The organism is Thalassomonas actiniarum (assembly GCF_000948975.2).
Lineage (GTDB): Bacteria > Pseudomonadota > Gammaproteobacteria > Enterobacterales > Alteromonadaceae > Thalassomonas > Thalassomonas actiniarum.
Map to the genome: position 1 here is coordinate 709604 of NZ_CP059736.1, position 19675 is coordinate 729278.

At 47.1% G+C, this 19675-nt stretch carries 20 protein-coding genes; 15 read left to right on the forward strand and 5 right to left on the reverse strand.

What is annotated here, in order from left to right; genetic code table 11:
- Positions 1-19: 19 nt before the first annotated feature.
- From SG35_RS31275 to SG35_RS31285, 3 genes are all read right to left on the reverse strand, one after another.
- Complete coding sequence (locus SG35_RS31275; protein ID WP_044831073.1) at positions 20-544, reverse strand: EscI/YscI/HrpB family type III secretion system inner rod protein; 525 nt, start codon at positions 542-544, stop codon at positions 20-22.
- A gap of 61 nt (positions 545-605) precedes the next feature.
- A complete protein-coding gene (locus tag SG35_RS31280) occupies positions 606-893 on the reverse strand; it encodes an EscF/YscF/HrpA family type III secretion system needle major subunit (protein ID WP_044831074.1) in 288 nt (95 codons plus the stop codon).
- 50 nt (positions 894-943) lie between these two features.
- The gene (locus tag SG35_RS31285) at positions 944-1342 is read right to left on the reverse strand and encodes a CesT family type III secretion system chaperone (protein WP_044831075.1); all 399 of its coding nucleotides are present in this window, start codon (positions 1340-1342) and stop codon (positions 944-946) included.
- Positions 1343-1846: 504 nt separating this feature from the next.
- Between SG35_RS31285 and SG35_RS31290 the strand changes: the two genes are divergently transcribed.
- From SG35_RS31290 to SG35_RS31345, 12 genes are all read left to right on the forward strand, one after another.
- Entirely contained in the window at positions 1847-2665 is an 819-nt protein-coding gene (locus SG35_RS31290) for an RNA polymerase sigma factor (protein ID WP_152646480.1), read from the forward strand.
- A 172-nt stretch (positions 2666-2837) separates the two neighbouring features.
- A complete protein-coding gene (locus SG35_RS31295) occupies positions 2838-5234 on the forward strand; it encodes a type III secretion HpaP family protein (RefSeq protein ID WP_044831077.1) in 2397 nt (798 codons plus the stop codon).
- Positions 5231-6388, forward strand: coding sequence for a type III secretion system cytoplasmic ring protein SctQ (sctQ, locus tag SG35_RS31300; protein WP_044831078.1), 1158 nt, complete (start codon positions 5231-5233; stop codon positions 6386-6388). Before SG35_RS31295 ends, sctQ begins: the two co-directional genes overlap by 4 nt.
- On the forward strand, positions 6385-7035 hold the full coding sequence (sctR, locus tag SG35_RS31305; protein WP_044831079.1) for a type III secretion system export apparatus subunit SctR: 651 nt from the start codon (positions 6385-6387) through the stop codon (positions 7033-7035). Before sctQ ends, sctR begins: the two co-directional genes overlap by 4 nt.
- Positions 7036-7060: 25 nt before the next feature.
- The gene (gene sctS, locus SG35_RS31310; protein ID WP_044831080.1) at positions 7061-7324 is read left to right on the forward strand and encodes a type III secretion system export apparatus subunit SctS; all 264 of its coding nucleotides are present in this window, start codon (positions 7061-7063) and stop codon (positions 7322-7324) included.
- 3 nt (positions 7325-7327) lie between these two features.
- Complete coding sequence (sctT, locus tag SG35_RS31315) at positions 7328-8122, forward strand: type III secretion system export apparatus subunit SctT (protein WP_201777751.1); 795 nt, start codon at positions 7328-7330, stop codon at positions 8120-8122.
- Positions 8119-9171 carry a type III secretion system export apparatus subunit SctU gene (gene sctU, locus SG35_RS31320; RefSeq protein ID WP_044831082.1) on the forward strand — a complete coding sequence of 351 codons (1053 nt, stop codon included), beginning with the start codon at positions 8119-8121 and terminating at the stop codon, positions 9169-9171. The genes sctT and sctU overlap by 4 nt, the downstream gene beginning before the upstream one ends.
- A 226-nt stretch (positions 9172-9397) precedes the next feature.
- Positions 9398-9826 carry a hypothetical protein gene (locus SG35_RS31325; protein WP_044831083.1) on the forward strand — a complete coding sequence of 143 codons (429 nt, stop codon included), beginning with the start codon at positions 9398-9400 and terminating at the stop codon, positions 9824-9826.
- 54 nt (positions 9827-9880) lie between these two features.
- A complete protein-coding gene (locus SG35_RS31330; RefSeq protein ID WP_044831084.1) occupies positions 9881-11050 on the forward strand; it encodes a hypothetical protein in 1170 nt (389 codons plus the stop codon).
- Between the two features lie 15 nt (positions 11051-11065).
- Entirely contained in the window at positions 11066-12145 is a 1080-nt protein-coding gene (locus tag SG35_RS31335; RefSeq protein WP_044831085.1) for a hypothetical protein, read from the forward strand.
- 108 nt (positions 12146-12253) lie between these two features.
- Positions 12254-12718, forward strand: coding sequence for a CesT family type III secretion system chaperone (locus SG35_RS31340; RefSeq protein WP_044831086.1), 465 nt, complete (start codon positions 12254-12256; stop codon positions 12716-12718).
- A gap of 171 nt (positions 12719-12889) precedes the next feature.
- Positions 12890-13870 carry a hypothetical protein gene (locus SG35_RS31345; protein WP_044831087.1) on the forward strand — a complete coding sequence of 327 codons (981 nt, stop codon included), beginning with the start codon at positions 12890-12892 and terminating at the stop codon, positions 13868-13870.
- Between the two features lie 401 nt (positions 13871-14271).
- Here the strand turns inward: SG35_RS31345 and SG35_RS31350 are convergent, their stop codons facing one another.
- Together SG35_RS31350 and sctN are read right to left on the reverse strand one after the other, a co-directional pair.
- Entirely contained in the window at positions 14272-14445 is a 174-nt protein-coding gene (locus SG35_RS31350; protein ID WP_160298226.1) for a hypothetical protein, read from the reverse strand.
- 396 nt (positions 14446-14841) lie between these two features.
- A complete protein-coding gene (gene sctN / locus SG35_RS31355) occupies positions 14842-16167 on the reverse strand; it encodes a type III secretion system ATPase SctN (RefSeq protein WP_044831088.1) in 1326 nt (441 codons plus the stop codon).
- A 188-nt stretch (positions 16168-16355) separates the two neighbouring features.
- Between sctN and SG35_RS31360 the strand changes: the two genes are divergently transcribed.
- The 3 genes from SG35_RS31360 to SG35_RS31370 are packed head-to-tail and all read left to right on the forward strand — an operon-like array spanning position 16356 to position 19644.
- The gene (locus tag SG35_RS31360) at positions 16356-16919 is read left to right on the forward strand and encodes a YajG family lipoprotein (RefSeq protein WP_044831089.1); all 564 of its coding nucleotides are present in this window, start codon (positions 16356-16358) and stop codon (positions 16917-16919) included.
- Positions 16920-16964: 45 nt separating this feature from the next.
- Positions 16965-18443, forward strand: a complete 1479-nt coding sequence (sctC, locus tag SG35_RS31365) for a type III secretion system outer membrane ring subunit SctC (protein ID WP_044831090.1) — start codon at positions 16965-16967, stop codon at positions 18441-18443.
- A gap of 49 nt (positions 18444-18492) precedes the next feature.
- A complete protein-coding gene (locus tag SG35_RS31370; protein WP_044831091.1) occupies positions 18493-19644 on the forward strand; it encodes an FHA domain-containing protein in 1152 nt (383 codons plus the stop codon).
- The last annotated feature ends 31 nt before the right edge of the window (positions 19645-19675 follow it).

The window sequence follows — 19675 nt, forward strand, 5'->3', positions numbered from 1 at the left end:
TGATATGCGCCCGGCGGCATTACTGCGCCTTTAATAAGGTGTCGACATTGCGGTCGAAGGTCCCGGTAATTTTCGAGTAAACATCATGGTGCAAAGACCACAGCTGGATATCGAGCTGGGTCTGCAATAAATCGGCGGTGCCTAAATCGTCTTTATCAAGCATGGCCTGAATGCTGTCGAAGCGCTCGTTGCTTTCGTTGCGGATGCTGTCCAGGCTCTGGAGGATATTGTCGCCGAGGATACTGTTGTTGCCACCTGCGGTGCCGTCACGGCCGTCGCTTAACTGACAACTACTGTCGGTACGAATTTCTCCCACAGTACAGTTGGCGGGATCAATATCGCCGGAGTGGTCATAATTTAGTGCCTCAAATCCCGTTTTTTGTATTTGCGGGGCAGCCATGTGCTGTTCAAAGACTAACAGCGCTTGCGGATCCGCACTTGGCGGCAAAGAGGTCGGTGCCCGATTATTGTCAAATGGCTGATAGGTTTGTATCCGTTGACCGTCAGCCGGCGGTCTGTTGGCGGAAATCGCAGCTGTTTCCATAATTACTTTCTCCAAAAATGAAAGAGAAACGACGGCGAACCGTCGTCATCAAGGGACCAGATTAAATTTTCTGTACTATGCCTTTTAATGAGTCGGCTATGGTTTTGGTTAATGAACTCGACAGCCCGAGAGTAAAACTCCATTCATTCATCATTTGCTGCATCAACAATACGGTTTTGGTATCTTCAAAATCCCCTTCATCCTGTAATTTCTTTATCGCTTCTTCTTTTTTGTCGACGACGGCATTAAAGGAGTTGGAGACGTCTGCCAGGTTGATGTTGCCATCGACGTTCTGTCCGGGAAGGCCGGTGATGTCGATCTTGGCTGTGTTAGTTACTGGTGTGCCCATAGTATTTACCTTTTAGTTGAGTTAAGTAGTGGTTGATTTTTTATTAGAAATCAGTTGAGTAATTGGTTGTTTATCCATTCGATGCCATCGACAAAACTTGCCAGTGACGCTTCAAAATCCCTGATATCCAGCAGCTCGCTTGGCAACGTGTTATAGAGGCAAAGCTGCTCTTGCTGCTCGCAGTAATAGGTGCTGAACTGAGCAAGGTCCGGGTTGACCGACATGAGTTGCAGTACTTTATTTTGTTGATACCAACGCTGTTGCACATCTTTACTCAATTCCAGTACCGGGCTGTCCATCAGCAGCAGATCCCCCTGGGTAAAGAGTGTTAGTGCAATATTATCCAGCCGGAGCTTAAAGTAGCCTCTTTCATCCGCTGTTATCGGCTGCCACCCCTGGCGCTGACATAAAGTCGCGAGCAAGTCATTCAGCGAGCTTGTTAACATCATTAAGTTTCCTATTGTCAATCAGTAACAGACTAGTGTCGGTTGCGACACCGGTTATTGAGTTCTGGTTTATCAGGCAACCTCGTCAAAGGTTGTGCCTGGTAAGAGGCGGGTAATCAAAAACTGTTTTTACTTTTTGCTGCTTTTTATTCGATTCGGTGCACATTTTTTTGATGGCATTAGCTGGACAGGTTACCCGGAGCTATGACTAAAGGGCCGCTGCTTTCTAACTTGTTTTCTTGTTTGTTTTTATCCGGAGTTTATTTTTTGTCCGATTTTGCTGCACTAGAACAAAGTAAAGTTAAGGTTAATAGCCGGTGAATTTAGCGTTTTGTATCATCGTGTACGGTTTTTTCAGATAAGGAGAGAACTGCCCGGAATGTGTACCGGCTTCTACTTAAAGCCGGTATTTACGCCCCAGTGCCGGATTTTACTTCTTTGTTTTAACAATAGTGTCTCCAGGTTGTTAATTTATTTATTTCATCTTTTGAATCAAGTGGTTGCATCTTGTTGTTTGCTGCCTTTTTTCTTCGGTTGCTCCTGATAGGTTCGGATACAGAGCAATACTTTTTGTCACTACAGCGCAGGAGTTGGTTTGTCAATAATCAACCTGCGACATCAGGCAGGCCAGCAAATACCCATGTTCCGTTTATGCCGCTAACACACGACAACCACAAAGATTTATGGAAAGACATTTCCAGTTATTTGAAAGGAATATTTATCATGCAAACCGTGATCACCAACCAAGATTTAACAACTACCACTAGCGCTCAAAAAGATGAACTTAGGGAGCGGGAACTATTTGAAGCCGCTATTAACGGCTGTGATAAGTCACGTGATCAGTTATTTTTACACCATTATTCGAAAGTGAATGCCTATATCAGAAAAAACCTTTCCTGTGATGCCGATGCTGATGATGTGACTCAGGAGACTTTTTTGCTAGCGCACCGTTTCCTGAACAGTTTTCAAGGGAATTCAAAATTTTCAACCTGGATTATCGGTATCGCCGTGAATTCTGTCCGCAATTATTTTAACCGTAATTACCAGTTTAAAAATGTGCATGTACGTGATGAATATTTACTGGATTCTATTTGTCCCCAGGTTAACCCGGAACGGATACTGATGAGTAAGCAAGGTTTAGATAAGGTTTCTGAAAAAATTAATTCACTCGACGAAATTCACCAACAAGCTTTTCATTTGGGTGTCATACAAGGGCATTCGAAAAAAGAGGCTTATAAATTGGCGGATACCACCTATCAGGGATTTCGCAACCGTTTACACAAAGCCCGTAAATTCATCAGAGAATCACTTCCGGAAGTCGCTTAAGACGGGGATTCTTGAATATAGCCTTGTGTGCCCCGGATGCGGCCAGCGACTTAACCTATGGAAATGCGCTTTGAAATGTCAATGTTTGGCGAATGGCCGGCATTGCAGTATCGGGGCAACTTTAATTTTGCCGGGCACTTAACTGAGTTCAAATAACGCGATGACACCTAAAATGGAACCATTGAAAACAACCACTGACAATTTGCCGGTAACTGAGGATAGGCCGGGCTATCGCAGGGAAGATCAACATTTGTTTGACAAGCTATTGGCACAAGAAACGCCTGTTGTCACACAAGTGAAAAACTCTCCTGATGAAAAGGTAGCACAATCCCGGGCATCAGTATTGTCATCTTCTGCTGTTCGGGAGACTCAAGCTGCCGTGCCGATTAAGGTTGATAACCTTCAAGAAGGCGAGGTTAATCGGCTGACAGAGCACTCGGTTCCTCCGGCCGGTGCAAACCTGTTGACAGATAATGCGGCAATGGCCAATAACGCAATGAACAATGCGGGTAATAAGGCCATGGAGAAGTCAGTACTTGGGCGCCAAAGTGAAAATATGCCCCTTGAGGCAGCAGGGGAAAATGCTGATATTGCATCAAAGAGATTCTCTTTGGAAACAGCCTTTGCAGAAGTCGTTGAAAGCAACTATTCCCCCCGGGCCGTTCAGGCAGATAACAATATCTCTGCCTCTGTTAATAAAGAGACTGAGGGCGGGCTGGGAGGCTCTCAAAACCGGCAGTCTTTGCAGGAAAAGACAGAGTTAAATATAAAGATCAATGCCTTACCGGCAAGTGATGCTGATCAGCCGCTTGAGCCGGTGAAAAAGCGTACCGTTTTTCAGGAAAGTTCACCAATGCCGGTTACACCTGCTCCTGTCATACAAGATGCCTGTGTTGCTTCTGCTATGAATAGCACAGCAGATAAAAAGATCCCTGTTGAGACGCGGCAAGTGTTTTTAGGAGAAAAAATGGCTGCGTGGGAAAGTGCTGTTGTTACATCACAGTTCCCCTCTTTGGAAACAGCCTTTGAAACCCTTGTTGATAGCATAAATACCTCCAGGGCTGTTCAGGCAGATAACAATATCCCTGCCCCCTTTGAGAAGAGAGCAAGCGATAAGGTAATAGTAAGCGACCAGAGCCATGCTCAGAATCAGCAACCTTTGCAAGCAAAGGTAAATATCAATGCCTTGGCTAAAGGTGATGCTGACCAGGCGGTAGCAAAAAGCCTGCCTGAGGCTAGCTCTGGTAAAACCGCTGCTGAGGTGCCAGGCAGCCGGGAAATGCAAGTGGTTGTAGGAGAAAAAACAGCTGCTAAGGTGACTGCAAGCGACCAGGGTTACGTTCATCAGCAGCAGCCTTTGCAGGCAAAGACAAATATCAATGTTTTGTCATTAGCTGATACATGTCTGTCGACTGAAGCGAAAGTTAAAAGCACAGCTTCTGCTGGCTCTTCGTCAACGCCGGTTATGAATATGCCAACGGCGAACATGGTAATAAATAAGGATGGAGACAAGCCAGTAGCACAAAGCCTATCTGGAACAAGCTCTGATCAAACCGCTGCGGTAGGTGTTCAAAGCAGACAAGAAGCACAATCGACTTCTGTGGCAGCTCCGTCTAAAAATGTGTCTGTAAGTTCAGTAACAAACGCAGTGACAAGTTCAGCCATAGCTTCATCAAGCGCGCGTCATGGTGATTTTGCCTCAAATGCCAATACTGCAGATCTTGAAAATATTAGCGGTAAAGCAGAAGAAATACTTCCTGGCGTGAAAACCGCTTCACGGGAGCAGGTCAGGGTAACGACACCGGTATCATCCTTAAGTGCATCCTTTATAGCAACGGCCGATAACAGCGACAACACCCGGGTTGTTCGGGCTGATAACGACATGCCAGCCTCTTCAGATAAAGCGGCTGCTGCAGAGCATAAATCCGAAGAGGGTCATCTTGACCCGCAATCCCGGAAAACGCAAAAACAATCTTATGATTTGCCTGCTAAGGCGGCAGTTAATGTTGCCGGTTTAGCTCACTCAGCAGGTGCAGAGCCTCCCGTTCGAAGCAGTCGAGGGCTTGAGAAAACGCCCCGTGATGAGCAGTCCCGGGAGGAGTCCTCTTTAGAGTCAGAGCAAGAATCAACAACAGCTTCGGCGGCGGTGCAGCAGGCCTCACCAGTGAGAAACACTCCGGTAGGAGAAATCATTTTGCAAAATATCAATAGCCAGGAAAATGACGTGCGCAATCTTCAACAGGTGTTGGTGCGAACCGTTGAAGCTATGCTCACGGCATTGCCAGCAGGACAAGAGCGCATCCAGCTGCAGTTGCAGGAAGATATTTTTCCGGGCACATCAATTGTGATAGAGCGTCAAAACGGCGCTATATCGATAGAAATAAGAACAACCCAGGAACAGAGTTTCACCTTGTTAGAAGCCCATAAAGAATTGTTGGTGAAGCAATTAGAGCAGTTACAAGGGCATGAAACCATTGAAGTCGAGCTTTTTAACGACGATTCAGGTGACGAGGAATCAAAACAGCAGCGCGACCTTTACGAGGAATGGCTTGAGGAGCTTTCACAATGAACACACGTTATCCAACCCTAAGCCGTAAGCAAATACATCATCATAACCAGCTTTTAGGGGTTAATTATTGCTGGCAACACCAGGCACCGGATGGGCTACTTTGGCAGATGCAGTTAAAGACCGCTTTACCCGATTGTCAGGTAAGCCATTACCTGACGCTGCGTGTCGATGGCAGCAAAATGTTATTTGGATTTGATCAGGCGTTGCTGGCTTTATGCTGCCAGGGAGTACCTGCGGCAAGCCGCTTACCCGAGGAATTACAGTTAGCATTTTTAAATGACACGCTTAAGCCCATCCTGTCCCGGTTGTTTTCACCGGCATCGGTGAGCATAGAAAAGCAAGCTTATGCCGAACTCGAACCCGGAGCAACCTGGGTGGATTTTCCGTTGTTGCTGAGCACTGACGCCGGACAGGGACTGGGGGTAGTCAAATTGGCCCAGACACAAGCACAAAGCTACCTGCAGGCCTGGCAAGGTGCGCCTGCTAAGAGCGGCCTTGACGATTTGCCATTTTGGCTGCGGGTTATCTGCGCGCAAACGCAATTGTCGGTGACCGATCTTACCCGGGTTGAAGTGGATGACGTGCTTTTTTTCGATCAGGTCTACCAGCCGCAAACCGGGTTGAAAATACAGATAGACGGGGCGGGCAACAGCCTTGCTTCTTACCATAAAAAACAATTGAAATTTTCTCAACCACTGGAGTACAACATGCCTAACGATCTTCAAGCCGGCGACAATTCATTTACCGAAGAGAGCAGTTATAGTGACTACAGCCTCTCACTTACCCAGGAAGAGGGCACAGCCGAGCAAGAAAGCCCGGCGGATCATATTTCTGCAACTGAAGACATGATGCCGCCGGAAGAAGCTAACCAGGGGGCTTCCCCGGGCAGTGACTCTGGCGTAGCACACAGTGATGATAATGCCCTGGATCACATCAACATCACCTTGAACTTTGAATTGGCAAAGGCGCCCATTACCCTGGCAGAGCTGAAACGCCTGGGGCCGGGGTACAGCTTTGATCTCGGTTTAGACCTTAAGGCCCCGGTTGCTATTATGGTGCAGGGCAAATGTTTAGGCCGCTGTGAACTGGTGGAAATTGACCAGCGCCTCGGCGCCCGGGTTATCGAGTGGCAAGGTAACGGGGTAGCAAAATGAGCGGCGAGATCGATCCGATACTGCTGATTATCGGTTTATCCGTACTGGCGCTGGTGCCTTTTCTGGCAGTGATGACTACCTCGTTTGTTAAGCTGGCGGTGGTGCTGGGACTGCTGCGCAATGCCCTGGGGGTACAGCAAATCCCCCCCAATATGGCGCTTCACGGACTGGCTATCATTTTAACTTTTTATATTATGGCGCCGGTGATGTTTGAGATCCAGGATATTGTCGAACAGGAACCGATAGAGCTAAACAGCTTAGCCAACCTGGGGCCGGTTATCGATAAAAGCGTGATCCCCTTTAAAGATTTCTTAAAAAAGCATTCTAACGAGCGCGAACGGAAGTTTTTTAAAGTCAACGCCGAAAAGTTATGGCCAAAAGCGTACAGCGACAGAATTGACGACAACAGTTTATTGATCCTGGTGCCGGCGTTTACCGTCAGCGAGCTGACCTCGGCGTTTGAGATAGGATTTTTACTCTATTTGCCCTTTGTTGCCATTGACTTGATCGTCTCGAATATCTTACTGGCCATGGGCATGATGATGGTATCGCCGATGACGATTTCCTTACCCTTTAAACTGCTGTTGTTCGTGCTGTTGGACGGCTGGGCCAGATTGATCCATGGTCTTGTTTTAACCTATATGTAAGCACCAGCTAGAAGAGTATTTGTCAATGAATAATGCAGAAATCATTCACCATACCATTGAGGTATTAACCTTGGTATTAATGCTGTCGCTGCCGCCGATCCTGGTTGCTGCCGGGGTCGGGATCCTGGTCAGTTTGTTTCAGGCGCTGACCCAAATCCAGGAACAAACGCTGTCGTTTTGCGTTAAGTTGATTGCCGTTTCTTTTACCCTGGTGGCAACGGCCCGTTGGGTCGGCATCGAGCTTTATAACTATGCCGAGCTAATTTTGAAAAACATCGGGAGTCTTTAGTTCGTGCCAGATATCGAGATGCTGCAAACCGCCTTTATTCATTGGGTGCTCGGGACCGCGCGGATACTGGCTGCTTTTGTGATGCTGCCGGTACTGAGCTCCCAGGTGATGGGCGGCAATATGCTGAAAAATGCCGTCGCCCTGAGCTTATCGCTTTTTATTTACCCTGTGGTGGCCGGCACTATGCCACAGTCGCTGGAGCTTATGCTGGTGTGCACCCTGCTGATGAAAGAAGCCTTATTGGGTGTACTGGTGGGCTTTTCGATGGCGATTTTGTTTTGGGCGGTAGAGGCGGTTGGCTTTTTTATCGATAACCAGCGGGGGGCGACCATGGCCAGCTCCCTTAACCCACTGTCGGGTTCGCAAACTTCCCCGCTTGGGATCTTGTTGGCGCAGGCATTAAATACCCTGTTTTTTTCAGGTGGCGGTATGTTGCTGTTTTTAGGGGCGCTTTATCAAAGTTATATCATGTGGCCTATCGGTGAATTTACTCCGGATTTTTCACCGGCCTATATCCAATATTTTTTACATCTGCTGGATTTATTAATGAATCTGATGCTGTTGGTGTCGGCGCCCATTATCGTCGCCATGTTTTTCAGCGAATTCGGCCTGGCGATGATCGGCCGTTTTGCCCCGCAGCTGGATGTGTTTTTCCTGGCGATGCCGGTAAAAAGTGCGGTAGCCTTTGCTTTTCTTGTGGTCTATGTCGGTATTTTATTGACCTTTTTTAATAAAGAAATTCATTCGCTTGATGCCTCCTTTTCCTTACTTTTTAAAACGGTGTTTGCTGCCTTATGAGTGAAAAAACCGAACAGCCCACACCAAAGAAAATACGCGATGCCAGAGAGAAAGGGCAGGTGGCCCAGTCCAAAGAGGTGGTTTCTGCGTTATTGATGTGCGGTATTTTTGCCTTGTTTGTTGCCATGAGTGATTTTTATATCAGGCACTTTGCCGCGATGATCGATGTTTTGGCCATAGTGTATGAGTTACCTTTTCGGGCGGCTTTTAAAATGATCCTTAATCAGCTGTTTGACCATGCCATTGCCATGCTTACCCCTGTTATTATTTTGGTGATGATCACCGCGATTGCCGCCAATGTCGGCCAGTTCGGTTTTTTGATCTCTTTTGAATCGATAAAACCGGAATTTAAAAAAATCAATCCCGCCGAAGGGGTCAAGAAAATCGTCTCGAAAAAAAGTTTGATCGAAGTGCTTAAGTCGATTGTGAAAATTCTGTTTTTGGGTTTTTTGATCTATCAGCTGCTAACCGACAATATTAATGATTTCGTTAAAATTCCCCACTGCGGTATCAGCTGCCTTATGCCTTTGGTGGGCTCGCTGTTTATCCAGCTGTTCATCTACAGTGCACTTGCTTTCATTATTATTGCGGTGTTTGATTTTTATTTCCAAAAGTCACAACACATTAAACAGCTGATGATGAGCATGGATGAAATTCAGCGGGAGTTTAAAGAATCGGAAGGAGATCCTGAAATTAAAGGCAAACGAAAACAGATGCATAAAGAATTGATGGAAGAAGAAGTCAAACCCAGGGTGAAAAGTTCAACCGCAGTGATCACCAACCCCACCCATGTCGCCGTGGCAATTTATTACGAAAAAGGCGTGACCCCGCTGCCGCTGGTTACGGCCATGGGTACCGATGACAACGCCCAGCAGATGAAAAGGTGGGCCAGGCAGGCGGATGTCCCTATTATGGAAAACATTCCCCTGGCCCGTGGTTTGCTCGCCAAGGCGGCGATTGATAATTATATTCCGTCAGACTATATCGCCCCCGTTGTTGAAGTACTGAAATGGGTTGAACAACTCAAACGTGAACAGGAAGCCTGTTAAATTAATACCTCCTGGCGGTTTTCAAACTTCGGCGGCGACAGCTTTGTTGTCTGCCCTGAGCCTTGAAAGCCGCCGAACATTCCCTCCTGAAAGTCCTAAATAAGATCACCTTCAAGATAAACATAAACCCCTGTCCTGTTTCCCAGCTATACCGGTTGATAAAGATTACCCGTGCTGCTCAAACAAATGAGCAGTTTATTTTTTTACCACTTAAATAGGACTTTGTATGAATCAGACTAATGAAGAGGTTACCGGGGAAGGCACTGGAAACAGCCTGCTTAGCCCTTTGAGCCAGCCACAGATGGATGCCGTGTATGCTTACGGCATGCAGCTGTTTTCTGCCGGCAGCTATAAAAAAGCCGAAGAACTTTTTGCCGGTTTGTGCCTGTTCGATATTGCACAGCCGCGATATTGGCAGGCTAAGGGGGACTGTCGCAGCAAACAGGGAGATCACCATGGTGCCTACCGCTGTTTCTCCGCCGCCAGCACTATCGCCCCGGGGGAGCCGCAACACCTGCTTTCGGCCGCTTTATGCCAGATCAGGTTATCCAAACCAAGCCTGGCTAAAACCAGTTTAGAGCAAGTGTTGGCGATGAACCCGGATGATCTGTTAACCACTAAAAAAGCGCAGGCGTTGCTGCAGCAATGTCAGTAGTTAAGCGCAAATGGCCATCTGAAGCTGGCCAGCTAAAAAAGGGAGAAAACCGAGATGATATCACCTATATCCACATCCACCATCGCTGATTTTAATACTTACAATTCGGCGGTCACCAGCACAGAAACCAAGGACAAAAACAACAATACCCTGGTTACCCTAAAGTTTGGCAACAACAGTTCCCTGACCACGACTTATGATGAGAGCGGTAACTATGTCGGTATCACTTATACCGACAGCCAGGGTAATGAGCATGACGGTTATGGCTATATCGCCACCAACTCGAATGCCGTACAAAGTTTATTTGCCCTTAAGGCCTATGAGGCGGCAAGCAGGGGTAAAGAAGAGTTAAAGAAAGCCTTTAATGACAACACCATCACCCGGGCAATGGCGTCAGCTGACAGCCGTGCCATTGACTGGAGCGAGGAATTGCTCACCGATGTTAATGTGCTGATGTCGCTTTTGGGCGGAGCGATGCGCGAACTGATGGCAGAAGCCGAGCGCAATGAGATCAAAAACCTCGAAGAGGCGCAGAAATTGGCGGAAGTGAAAATCCTGGCGGAAATCAAAGATTACTTTAAGAAACTGCGCGAGCAGGAAGATTCTATGTTTGCGATGGAAATTGTGTCTTGGGTGGTGGCCGGGGCCGCCCTGGTTGCCGGTGCGGCATTAATGGCCACCGGGGTTGGTGTCTTTGCCGGCGCCATCATGATTGCCCTGGCAACCGATACCATGATTGGCCTTGGAACCGGCGAAAAAACCGGCATGGCCATGGCGACGGAAGGCTTGACCGATCTTTTTGTCAAAGCCGGCATGGATGAACAAACCGCCGGGATTGTTGCCGGTGTGACCGTTGCCGTGATTGTCGTGGCGCTGAGTATCGGCGGCGGTGCGGCGGGCGGCGCCCTTTTTGGCGGAAGTGCGGCTGCCAGCAGCGTTTCGGCCACTACGGCATCTTCTGTTGCCGGGGGGATCAGTGCCGCGACCCAGGGGACCCAGGCCGGATTTTCTATTGATGTCGCCATGAAAACCTATGCCGCCCGTATGGCGGAGTTAAAAAAAGATGAAACCCAGATAGAAAATTACTCGATGCAACTGTTAATCGAGGAAGCGGTTGCGCTTGTTAAAAAGTGGCTTGAATCAGAGCAGGAAATGTTGAAACAGGCCAGTGACATGATATCAAAAACGGCGCAGACCAAATTATCACTAGTAGCACATATTTAAGGGGATAAATATATTATGACGGCTATATCAACTAACCAGGCGGCAAACAATCGAGCGGAAATCAATCCGCTTGAACAAGATGCCGTTAAAAAACACGCAGGTGCTGTAGAGGCGGCGTATTCAAAAATCATCAATGGCGTGCAAAGTGTTATTAGTCCTCCCGGGGCGGCGGTGCATGCTTCTGCGGCGACCGTGGCCGCGGGCACCTCGATGGCGGAGGTTTTTCAAACCTTATCGGCACCGGCAGATAAAACCAGGATGACGGCCTCGCGTATAGATCATGCTGAGTTATACAAGTTGATGTTCAAAATAGCAGAATCTTTGCGTCAATCGGCTAAAGATCAAGCCTGGGCGAGCGCCATGGCAGAGCAGACGAAAAAAATGGCGGCCATTGAAGATAAAAGGGATGCGGCGGAAACCCAGCTGGCATTCTCGGTTGCCACCGCGGCGGTGCAATTGGCTATCGCGACGGTTTCCGTGATAGCAACGGTAAAAGCCGAATCGGCGGCGGCGCAACAAAGGGCCAAGCTGGGACCACGTCCAGAAGCGCCGGAGCCCATAGCCCCTGCCGCTCAAAATCAACCTAAAATAGCTTCCGCAGCCGAGAATCAGCCGAAAATGACTTCTACCACAGGCGAGACTTTTGCCAAAGGTGAAGTGCCTGTCAAAGGTGAGACTTTCGTCAGAGGCGAAGCAGAGGTTCCCGCCAAAGGTGAGGCGATGAATACAGATAAGGCGGCCAGGTTAAAAGCAGATCAGGATGCTGAGTTAAAAGCCGAGCAGGATGCCTGGGATGTGAAGGCCGGTAAGATTTCCACCGATCATAATACTGCCATTAAAGAACTGGAAATGTATAAAAGTCTGCCGCAAGGGGGCATAGAAGTGGTCAGATCGATTGGTAACTACCTGTCCGAAATCAAGCGGCTTGATGCCGAGCAGGAGCAGGTGAAGTCTGACATGTTGAGGCAGATGACGGAGGAAATGAAAAGTATGGCGGCGAGTGCTGAAAAGCTTATCGATGCCGTGCTGCGCATTATTCAGGATGAATCCCGCATACAAAACCAAACCATGAGTGCGATTGCCAGACATATTTAACAACACTATGAAATGTACTGTGTCTAATCATTAGCACTGAGTATTGCGGTATTACGCCCCGGCGCTGTTTTACCGCAATAAATAGCCGGGTACTTTAAGGAGACTTTTATGACAGATCAGACAACACAATTACAAGCATGGCTCGACGAAATGGGCGGACAACTGGGAACAAGTTTTACCCTGGATGACCAGGGGCGCTGTTTCATCCAGGCAAACGAGGAAACCAATTTATGCCTGTTTGCCATTGAGGGCAGCGATCATTTTTATATCAACGTTGAACTTATCGAGGTGCCGGTAACGGGAGCTGAAATGCTCTTTAGATGCGCACTAAGCTTAAATTTATTCCAACAGGAAACCCGCGGTGCCACCATAGCTTTTGATGACCAGGCCAATACCCTGATGCTCTGCTACAGCGGCAGCTATGAATCAAACACTTTCCAGGATTTTTCAAATGTGCTTAATAACATGATTGACTTAACCGCCAGCATCCAACCGCAACTAAAAGAATCACTGGCCGATCATACCAACCAAGCAGCCGCCCCGGCCATGAATGAAATAGGCCTTCGCCTATAAAGCATGACTCAAAGACCTGCTATTCAAGCCCAGTCTTATTAAAGATAGCAGGCCCAACTTATCCCTCTAAAATTAATTTCCTCTCTTACAAGGCCACCCATAATTAATCTGAATATTTTTGACTTAATAAACTAAACTTAACAAGTTGATTTCAAGAGTTAGGGTAGAGTAATGCCAAAGCCGAGAGAAAGACAAATAAGTTTGTTAGATACCCCATATTATCACGTTTGTAGCAGGGTGGTTAGAAAAGCCTTTTTATGTGGTATTGATGAAAGTACAGGAAAAAGCTATGAACATCGCAGAGACTGGGTGGAAGCGCGTATTCATCAACTTTCAGAGGTTTATTCAATAGATGTTTGCGCCTATGCCGTGATGCATAACCATGTACATATTGTGTTGTATGTTGATACTGACCAGGCAAAAAATTGGTCGACAGCGGAGGTACTGAACCGATGGCATCAACTGTTTAAAGGCACTTTGCTCACACAGCAATACACCACTAATCAACCGCTTGATAAATTCCAACAAGCCAGTGTAGAAAGTACCGCTGAAATTTATCGTAAGCGTTTGATGGATATCAGCTGGTTTATGCGCTCACTTAACGAGTCAATTGCCCGACAAGCCAACGCTGAAGATAACTGTACCGGCCGTTTTTGGGAAGGTCGCTTTAAGTCTCAGGCGTTGCTAGACGAAGCTGCCCTGTTAGCTTGTATGGCCTATGTTGATTTAAATCCGGTAAGGTCGAAGATAGCCAAAACACCTGAGCAATCAGCATTCACAGGTATCCGTTTGAGAGTAAAAGCAGCTTTAAAAGGTGGGCAGCCTAAACAATTAATTCCTTTTATAGGTGCTGAACAAGAAAATAAGCTCAAAGGGCTTAACTTTCCCCTGCAGGACTATTTAACCTTGGTTGACAGTACCGGACGTATTGTCAGAGAGGATAAAGCGGGAGCAATAGATCAAGACGCCGAAGCTATATTGACCCGCCTGCAAATACCAATTACAAACTGGTTAAAATTGGCAACAGAGTTCGAACATATCTTTACGGGGGCTGTCGGCACTCCGTCACATTTAGCTGAATTCACTGAACATGTAGGGTTAAAGCGAAGTCACGGTATTGCAAACAGTAAGCAATGGTTGAATATGAGATGATTTGGCTGCACCCCTTGGTCTTTCAATCTGGTTATGTTAAAGGTTAATAATGTTCAATTAGGCATTCTGATGTCTCAACTTTGCTTAATATTCAGGTAATTCATCAATAATTTTCGGAAAATCACTTTTTTTGATTACTGAAGTCAAATAAGAGCTTAAAGATAGATTCTTTATAATTTATCGTTGGCTTAAACTTAAGAATATAGGAAATATTTGTTATGGGTGGCTTAATAAAAGGGCTTAGTTAAAGCTGCTTGCTTAGATAGGTGACTTTGATGAAAAATAGAAAAAAACTAGTTTTCTAGCAGGAAGAGAACTAAAGCCTCTTCCTTAAATGGTCTAAACCGATGTTATAGTTATATTTATAAAAAACTATCTTATACGGCTGCTAATTTACTGATTTAGCCTATGCCTGGTCCGTATAAACCATCATCGGAACAACGGCCAACATAAACCCAACGAATTTCGTTGACGGTTCCGCCTTCAACATCAAGCCAAAGTTCGTATAAGGCACCATTAGTGCACTCGTATAGTCCTTGTGGTGTTAATTCTGCCTGGGCGCTTGTTGCAAACAAGCTGCTGCTAACAAAGGTAACAGTAAAGAAGCTTTTTTAAACATATTAGAATCCTTTTTGTATTATTATTTTTTGCCTACTTCATCTTGGCATAAAGATAGTACGATAAATAACCTGTTTGTCAATGGCTAAAGGACAAGTGAGTCTGGGTAATTATCTGAGCAATAGCGAAAAAATCCTGAAAAAGCTTGTTTTTTCTGGCTTGTTCATACTCAAGGAAGCGATGAAAACATGAGTTTTTTAGCAGCTAAAGGCAGCTGCTTGAGGGGAGAAATATGCCAGCAATTGTTGCTGCTCATAAGGTGAAAAAAATCTCGGTCTGGAACCTGTTGAAGTTTGCAGGAGAGTGCTTGATGGCAGCGTTCTCCTGGCTGCTGGGGCAGTGGCGTAATGTCGTTAAAGTGTCAGGCTGGCTAAAGATGCGAGGCTTTCGTCGTAATCTATGATTTGATCACAGCCTTGCTGTAAAAACTCATTGATATCGCCGATTTTGGCTATGGCTTCATCCGCTTCCAGGTCTTCCCCCTGCTGATATTCACCAATGTTGACCAAAAGTTCCACATCCTGATATTTCGACATTAACCGCCTGATATAACCCGCATTATCTATATGTTCTCGGTTGGTAATATTGTTCATCACCCGGCTGATACTGCCCAGAACATCAATGGCCGGGTAATGGTTTGCCGCGCCCAGTTTTCGGGATAAGATGATATGGCCGTCCAGGATTGACCGGGTTTCATCTGCTACCGGTTCGGTCATGTCATCACCTTCAACTAATACCGTGTACAGGGCGGTAATTGAACCTTTGTCGTTGAGGCCGGTGCGTTCCATTAATTTAGGCAAGGTGGCAAACACCGAGGGGGGAAAGCCTCTTCGTGTCGGGGGCTCACCCGCCGCCAGGCCGATCTCACGTTGTGCCCGGGCAAAGCGGGTGACCGAGTCCATTAACAGCAAAACCCGTTTACCCTGATCCCTGAAATATTCGGCGATAGCGGTAGAGACGTAAGCGGCTTTTGCCCTTTCCATGGAGGGACGATCTGAGGTCGCCACGACAATAACGGCTTTTTTTACCCCTTCAGGGCCTAAGTCATGCTCAAGAAACTCCCTCACTTCCCGGCCGCGCTCCCCGATAAGGGCGATGACGACCACATCGACATCCGCTCCTTTGACCAGCATAGACAGTAAAGTGGTTTTACCGCCGCCGGCGGCAGCAAATATTCCCAGCCGCTGCCCTTCTCCGCAGGTGATAAAGCCGTCTATGGCTTTTACGCCAAGGGAAAGCGGCTTGTCTATCAGGCGACGGGTTAACGGGTCCGGCGGCGGCGCGTAAACAGGGTATTGCTCACTGCAGATAAGCGGGCCTTTGGTTGCTGTATCTATCGGCTGTCCCATACCATCAAGTACCCGGCCAAGCAGATTTTCTCCCACCGCTATGGTGTGTTGTCTCCCTGTGGGAATAACCTCAGTGGCGCCGGAAATCCCCTGCATATCTCCCAAAGGGGTCAGCAGGGCGTCGTGTTTATCAAAACCTATGACTTCTGCCATCAAGTCTCTTTTTTGTCCCGGCGTAGTTAATAAACACAGCTCCCCGGTTTCAACGCCGGGCAGTTGTGCATGCAGTATGGTCCCCAATACTTTGGTGACGCGGCCGCGTAAGGTGATCAATTCTGCGGTATTGACACATTCGGCAATGCTTTCGCCAATATAGTTAAGTGCGCTCATAAATTTACTCGATTAAACCGATAATATTTTGGGAAACCATAGCCGTTATCTTGTTTACCTTTTTATGCTTTCGCGTTTATCAATAACGCTCTTGCCGGTTCAAGTGAGTTTTTGCCATTAATTTAAAAACAACTTTTCCGGGGCTGTCTCTTAGTTTCAGTTTTTACAAATTTGGGTCTTTATCCGTCATGATGAAAAAAATAAGCTTAGTTAGCGTTATCTTGCTGTTGCCGTTGATCAATGGTTGCGCCCAGTCGGTGCAAAGTCTGCCGATATTGGCAACCTTGAACCCGGTCACTGCCAGTGCCTTAGTCCGGGGGGAAATCCAGCTGGAAGTTAAAGATGGCCGCCCGGCATCACCTGTATCCGACGATCCCCTTGCGATCGAGTCAATAGAGACGAACGATTTGCAGGATAAACTTAAGCTTATGCTTGAGAGCCAATTGAGCCACAGAGGCATCAGAGTGGCTAACGGTGATGATGACAGTGTCTTAGTGGTTACGGTCGAATCAATAGCTCACCGCAGCTCAGACGATCTTTGGCAGGGGTATACCTATACCCAGGTGAAACTGTCTGCCGTTGCCACCACGGCAGAGGGCCGTTATCAAAACAATTATCAAGTGAATTACAGCCAGCCCTTTCATGCGCTTTCTGACAATGACGATAAAAAGTATCTGGTAAGCACGGCTATCTTTCAGGCAAGCCAAAAAGTGTTGCAAGACACTAAATTGCTCCGCTTTTTAATGAAATAAGCAGCTTTTCAAACTTTTTAACCTATTCCAACCAAGGATTAACTCATGAGAATCGTTATTTTCTTAATCGGTGCTTTATTTTCCTGTGCGCTTTTGGCGAAATCACTGCAATGGGATGAAGCTTATGCGCTACATTCAAAAGGCGAAAGCATTGCCAATATCTTAAAAAACTTCAGTGCCAACTATAATATTCAAGCCGTGATCAGCCCGCAGTTAACCGCAAGGGTACTGGGTGCATACAGCGGGAAAAGCGGCCGTGACTTTTTAGACAAACTGGCGAAAAAGAATGCCTTCACCTGGTACAACGATAACGGGGCGATCTACTTTTATGCCACGTCCGAGTACCAAAACCGGGTATTCCACTTAAAATATATTTCCCCTGAATATTTAGAAGACATGTTGAGAAAAGTCGGCATTTGGGACGGGCGTTTTAACTGGCAAGTGGCCTCCACCGAACAGCTGGTGTATATCTCAGGCCCGCCACGTTTTATTAACCTGATCGAGCAGACCATTTGGACGCTGGATGTTGATCATACTAAAGAAACTTATGTGCTAAAAATCTTTCCATTAAAGTATGCCAGCGCCGTTAATACTCAAAGGGTATATCGCGGTCAATCCCGGGAAGTTTTTGGTGTTGCTCATGTTTTACGGCGCCTGGTGGGGATGACCCACAGCCAACAGGGCAATAACTGGCTGGAAAAAAGTCAGCAGGCAAACGCTATTATCGGCAGCAAGGTTGTACCCGCCAATCAACAGGGGACCCTGGCGCTCAGCCCTGAGCGCGGTCAGCTGGCCTCCATTGAAGGGGATCCCCGACTCAATGCGGTCGTGATTTATGATAAGGCCGAGCGTATGCCCATGTATCAGGAAGCGATCCGCAGCCTGGATGTGCGCGCTGAACAAATAGAGATTGATGTCACTATCTTGAATATCAGTACCGAAAAAGCCAAACAAATGGGACTTGAATGGGCCATTGGCAGTAACGGCAATAGCCAGGGCGCAACAGGCAATTCGATTAATTTTGATTTTGATGCCGATATCCGCGTGCTGGAGAAAAGCGGACACGCACAGATTTCATCCCGTCCGGTGATTGTTACCGGCAACCATCAAAGCACCATATTGGATAACAGCACCACTTTTTATGTCAGGGTCGCGGCGCAGGAAGATGCGGAATTATTTCCCGTGTCTGTGGGCACAAGTATCGATTTAACCCCGCATTTGATCATGGAAAACGGTGAGCATAAAGTCATCATGGACATTAATATCGAAGACGGGCAACAAAATGGCCAACAGGTGGACTCTATTCCCGTGGTCAGCGCCACCAGTATCAGTACCCAGGCGATGATTGAAGAAGGCGGTAGTTTAGTAGTCGGCGGTTATCACTATGATGTGGAAATGCACCAGGAAACCCGGGTGCCGGTATTACATGCCGTTCCCTGGGTGGGCAACTTATTTAAGTATCACAATAAGAGCGTCATCAACATGGTGCGGCTGTTTATTATCAAGCCCAGGGTTATTGACTAACCAATAGTTGATCATCGACTCAGTAACGACACAACAAGGGAGTATTAACGTGACCACATGGTATTTACGGGTTTTAACCGGACCACAAAAAAATGCGGAAATAGAGCTGGAACCCGGCACACAATGCCTTGGGGGGAGCAATGACTGCGATCTTATTTTACAAAGCGGGAGTATCGAGGACAAACATTTTGAACTCATCCTGGAGGGGGAAACACTTACCCTGAACAGTTTGGTTGAAAGTGCTTTTTTACAAAATGGCAAAGAGGCGAGCGATCGAAGCATTTCACTCAGCCATGGTGATTACATTTGTGTTGGCGAGCTGATCTTCGGTTTTGCCAATGGCGAGTATGAATGGCCGGAAGAACTCTTAGCCGGGGAAAACGAGCCGGGCGAGAGTGAAGAGGAGGAGGAAGATGACGGCGATTGGGGCATGTTTTCCAGCGACGGCGACGATGACGATGAAGATGAGCCGGAAGAGCTCGAAGATGGCGAACCGAAAAAATGGCTGACGAAAACCAAATTAATTTCCGCGACCACTATCGCGTTATTTAGCTCGGTGGCGGCGGCCGGGGTTGCTATCAACCAGGCGTCTGTTGAGGCAGAAAAAAAAGCATTTTTCGATCCTGAGCTGGTACGCACTGAACTGGCTGAACGCTTTCCAAGGGCCGGTTTAACGCTCAGCCGGGACGATGAGCAACTTCCCTGGCAGATATCAGGCTATTTAACCAATACCGAAGATCACCGTGAGCTGAATGACTGGCTGCAACTCAGGTTTCCCAAGGTGATCAACCGGGTATTAAACCAACACTTGTTACTCAGCTCGGCCCAGCAAACGCTTCAGGCGCTCGGGTTTTCACATATTAAAGTGGCAAGCACAGCTGAAAACGGCGTATTTTCCCTGGTTGGGGATATAAAGTTGCCAACAAAATGGCAGCACGCGTTTCATACTTTACAACGCGATGTTACCGGTGTGACGACCTGGCAGGATCAAACACGGGATAAGCGTTGGTTACCTAAACCGAATATTCAGGTGGACAGTGTCAACATGGGGGAATTGCCTTTTTTAATCACCAGCAACGGCGAGTCTATCTATGAGGGCTATACGGTTGACGGGCATTTTACCGTTGACAAAATCGCGCTTGATCACGTGGTCATGAGCTTTCAGGACCGAAAAATTAAATACCTGATTGATGATTTATAACAATTAATGCCCGTTAAACAAGCTTTTTATC

Coding starts and splice junctions, on each gene's coding strand:
- sctQ (WP_044831078.1), top strand. CDS start 5,231: ATGAACACACGTTATCCAACCCTAAGCCGTAAGCAAATACATCATCAT.
- sctC (WP_044831090.1), top strand. CDS start 16,965: ATGAGAATCGTTATTTTCTTAATCGGTGCTTTATTTTCCTGTGCGCTT.
- SG35_RS31330 (WP_044831084.1), top strand. CDS start 9,881: ATGATATCACCTATATCCACATCCACCATCGCTGATTTTAATACTTAC.
- SG35_RS31335 (WP_044831085.1), top strand. CDS start 11,066: ATGACGGCTATATCAACTAACCAGGCGGCAAACAATCGAGCGGAAATC.
- sctU (WP_044831082.1), top strand. CDS start 8,119: ATGAGTGAAAAAACCGAACAGCCCACACCAAAGAAAATACGCGATGCC.
- SG35_RS31295 (WP_044831077.1), top strand. CDS start 2,838: ATGGAACCATTGAAAACAACCACTGACAATTTGCCGGTAACTGAGGAT.
- SG35_RS31340 (WP_044831086.1), top strand. CDS start 12,254: ATGACAGATCAGACAACACAATTACAAGCATGGCTCGACGAAATGGGC.
- SG35_RS31360 (WP_044831089.1), top strand. CDS start 16,356: ATGATGAAAAAAATAAGCTTAGTTAGCGTTATCTTGCTGTTGCCGTTG.
- SG35_RS31345 (WP_044831087.1), top strand. CDS start 12,890: ATGCCAAAGCCGAGAGAAAGACAAATAAGTTTGTTAGATACCCCATAT.
- sctS (WP_044831080.1), top strand. CDS start 7,061: ATGAATAATGCAGAAATCATTCACCATACCATTGAGGTATTAACCTTG.
- SG35_RS31285 (WP_044831075.1), bottom strand. CDS start 1,342: ATGATGTTAACAAGCTCGCTGAATGACTTGCTCGCGACTTTATGTCAG.
- SG35_RS31280 (WP_044831074.1), bottom strand. CDS start 893: ATGGGCACACCAGTAACTAACACAGCCAAGATCGACATCACCGGCCTT.
- sctN (WP_044831088.1), bottom strand. CDS start 16,167: ATGAGCGCACTTAACTATATTGGCGAAAGCATTGCCGAATGTGTCAAT.
- SG35_RS31325 (WP_044831083.1), top strand. CDS start 9,398: ATGAATCAGACTAATGAAGAGGTTACCGGGGAAGGCACTGGAAACAGC.
- SG35_RS31275 (WP_044831073.1), bottom strand. CDS start 544: ATGGAAACAGCTGCGATTTCCGCCAACAGACCGCCGGCTGACGGTCAA.
- sctR (WP_044831079.1), top strand. CDS start 6,385: ATGAGCGGCGAGATCGATCCGATACTGCTGATTATCGGTTTATCCGTA.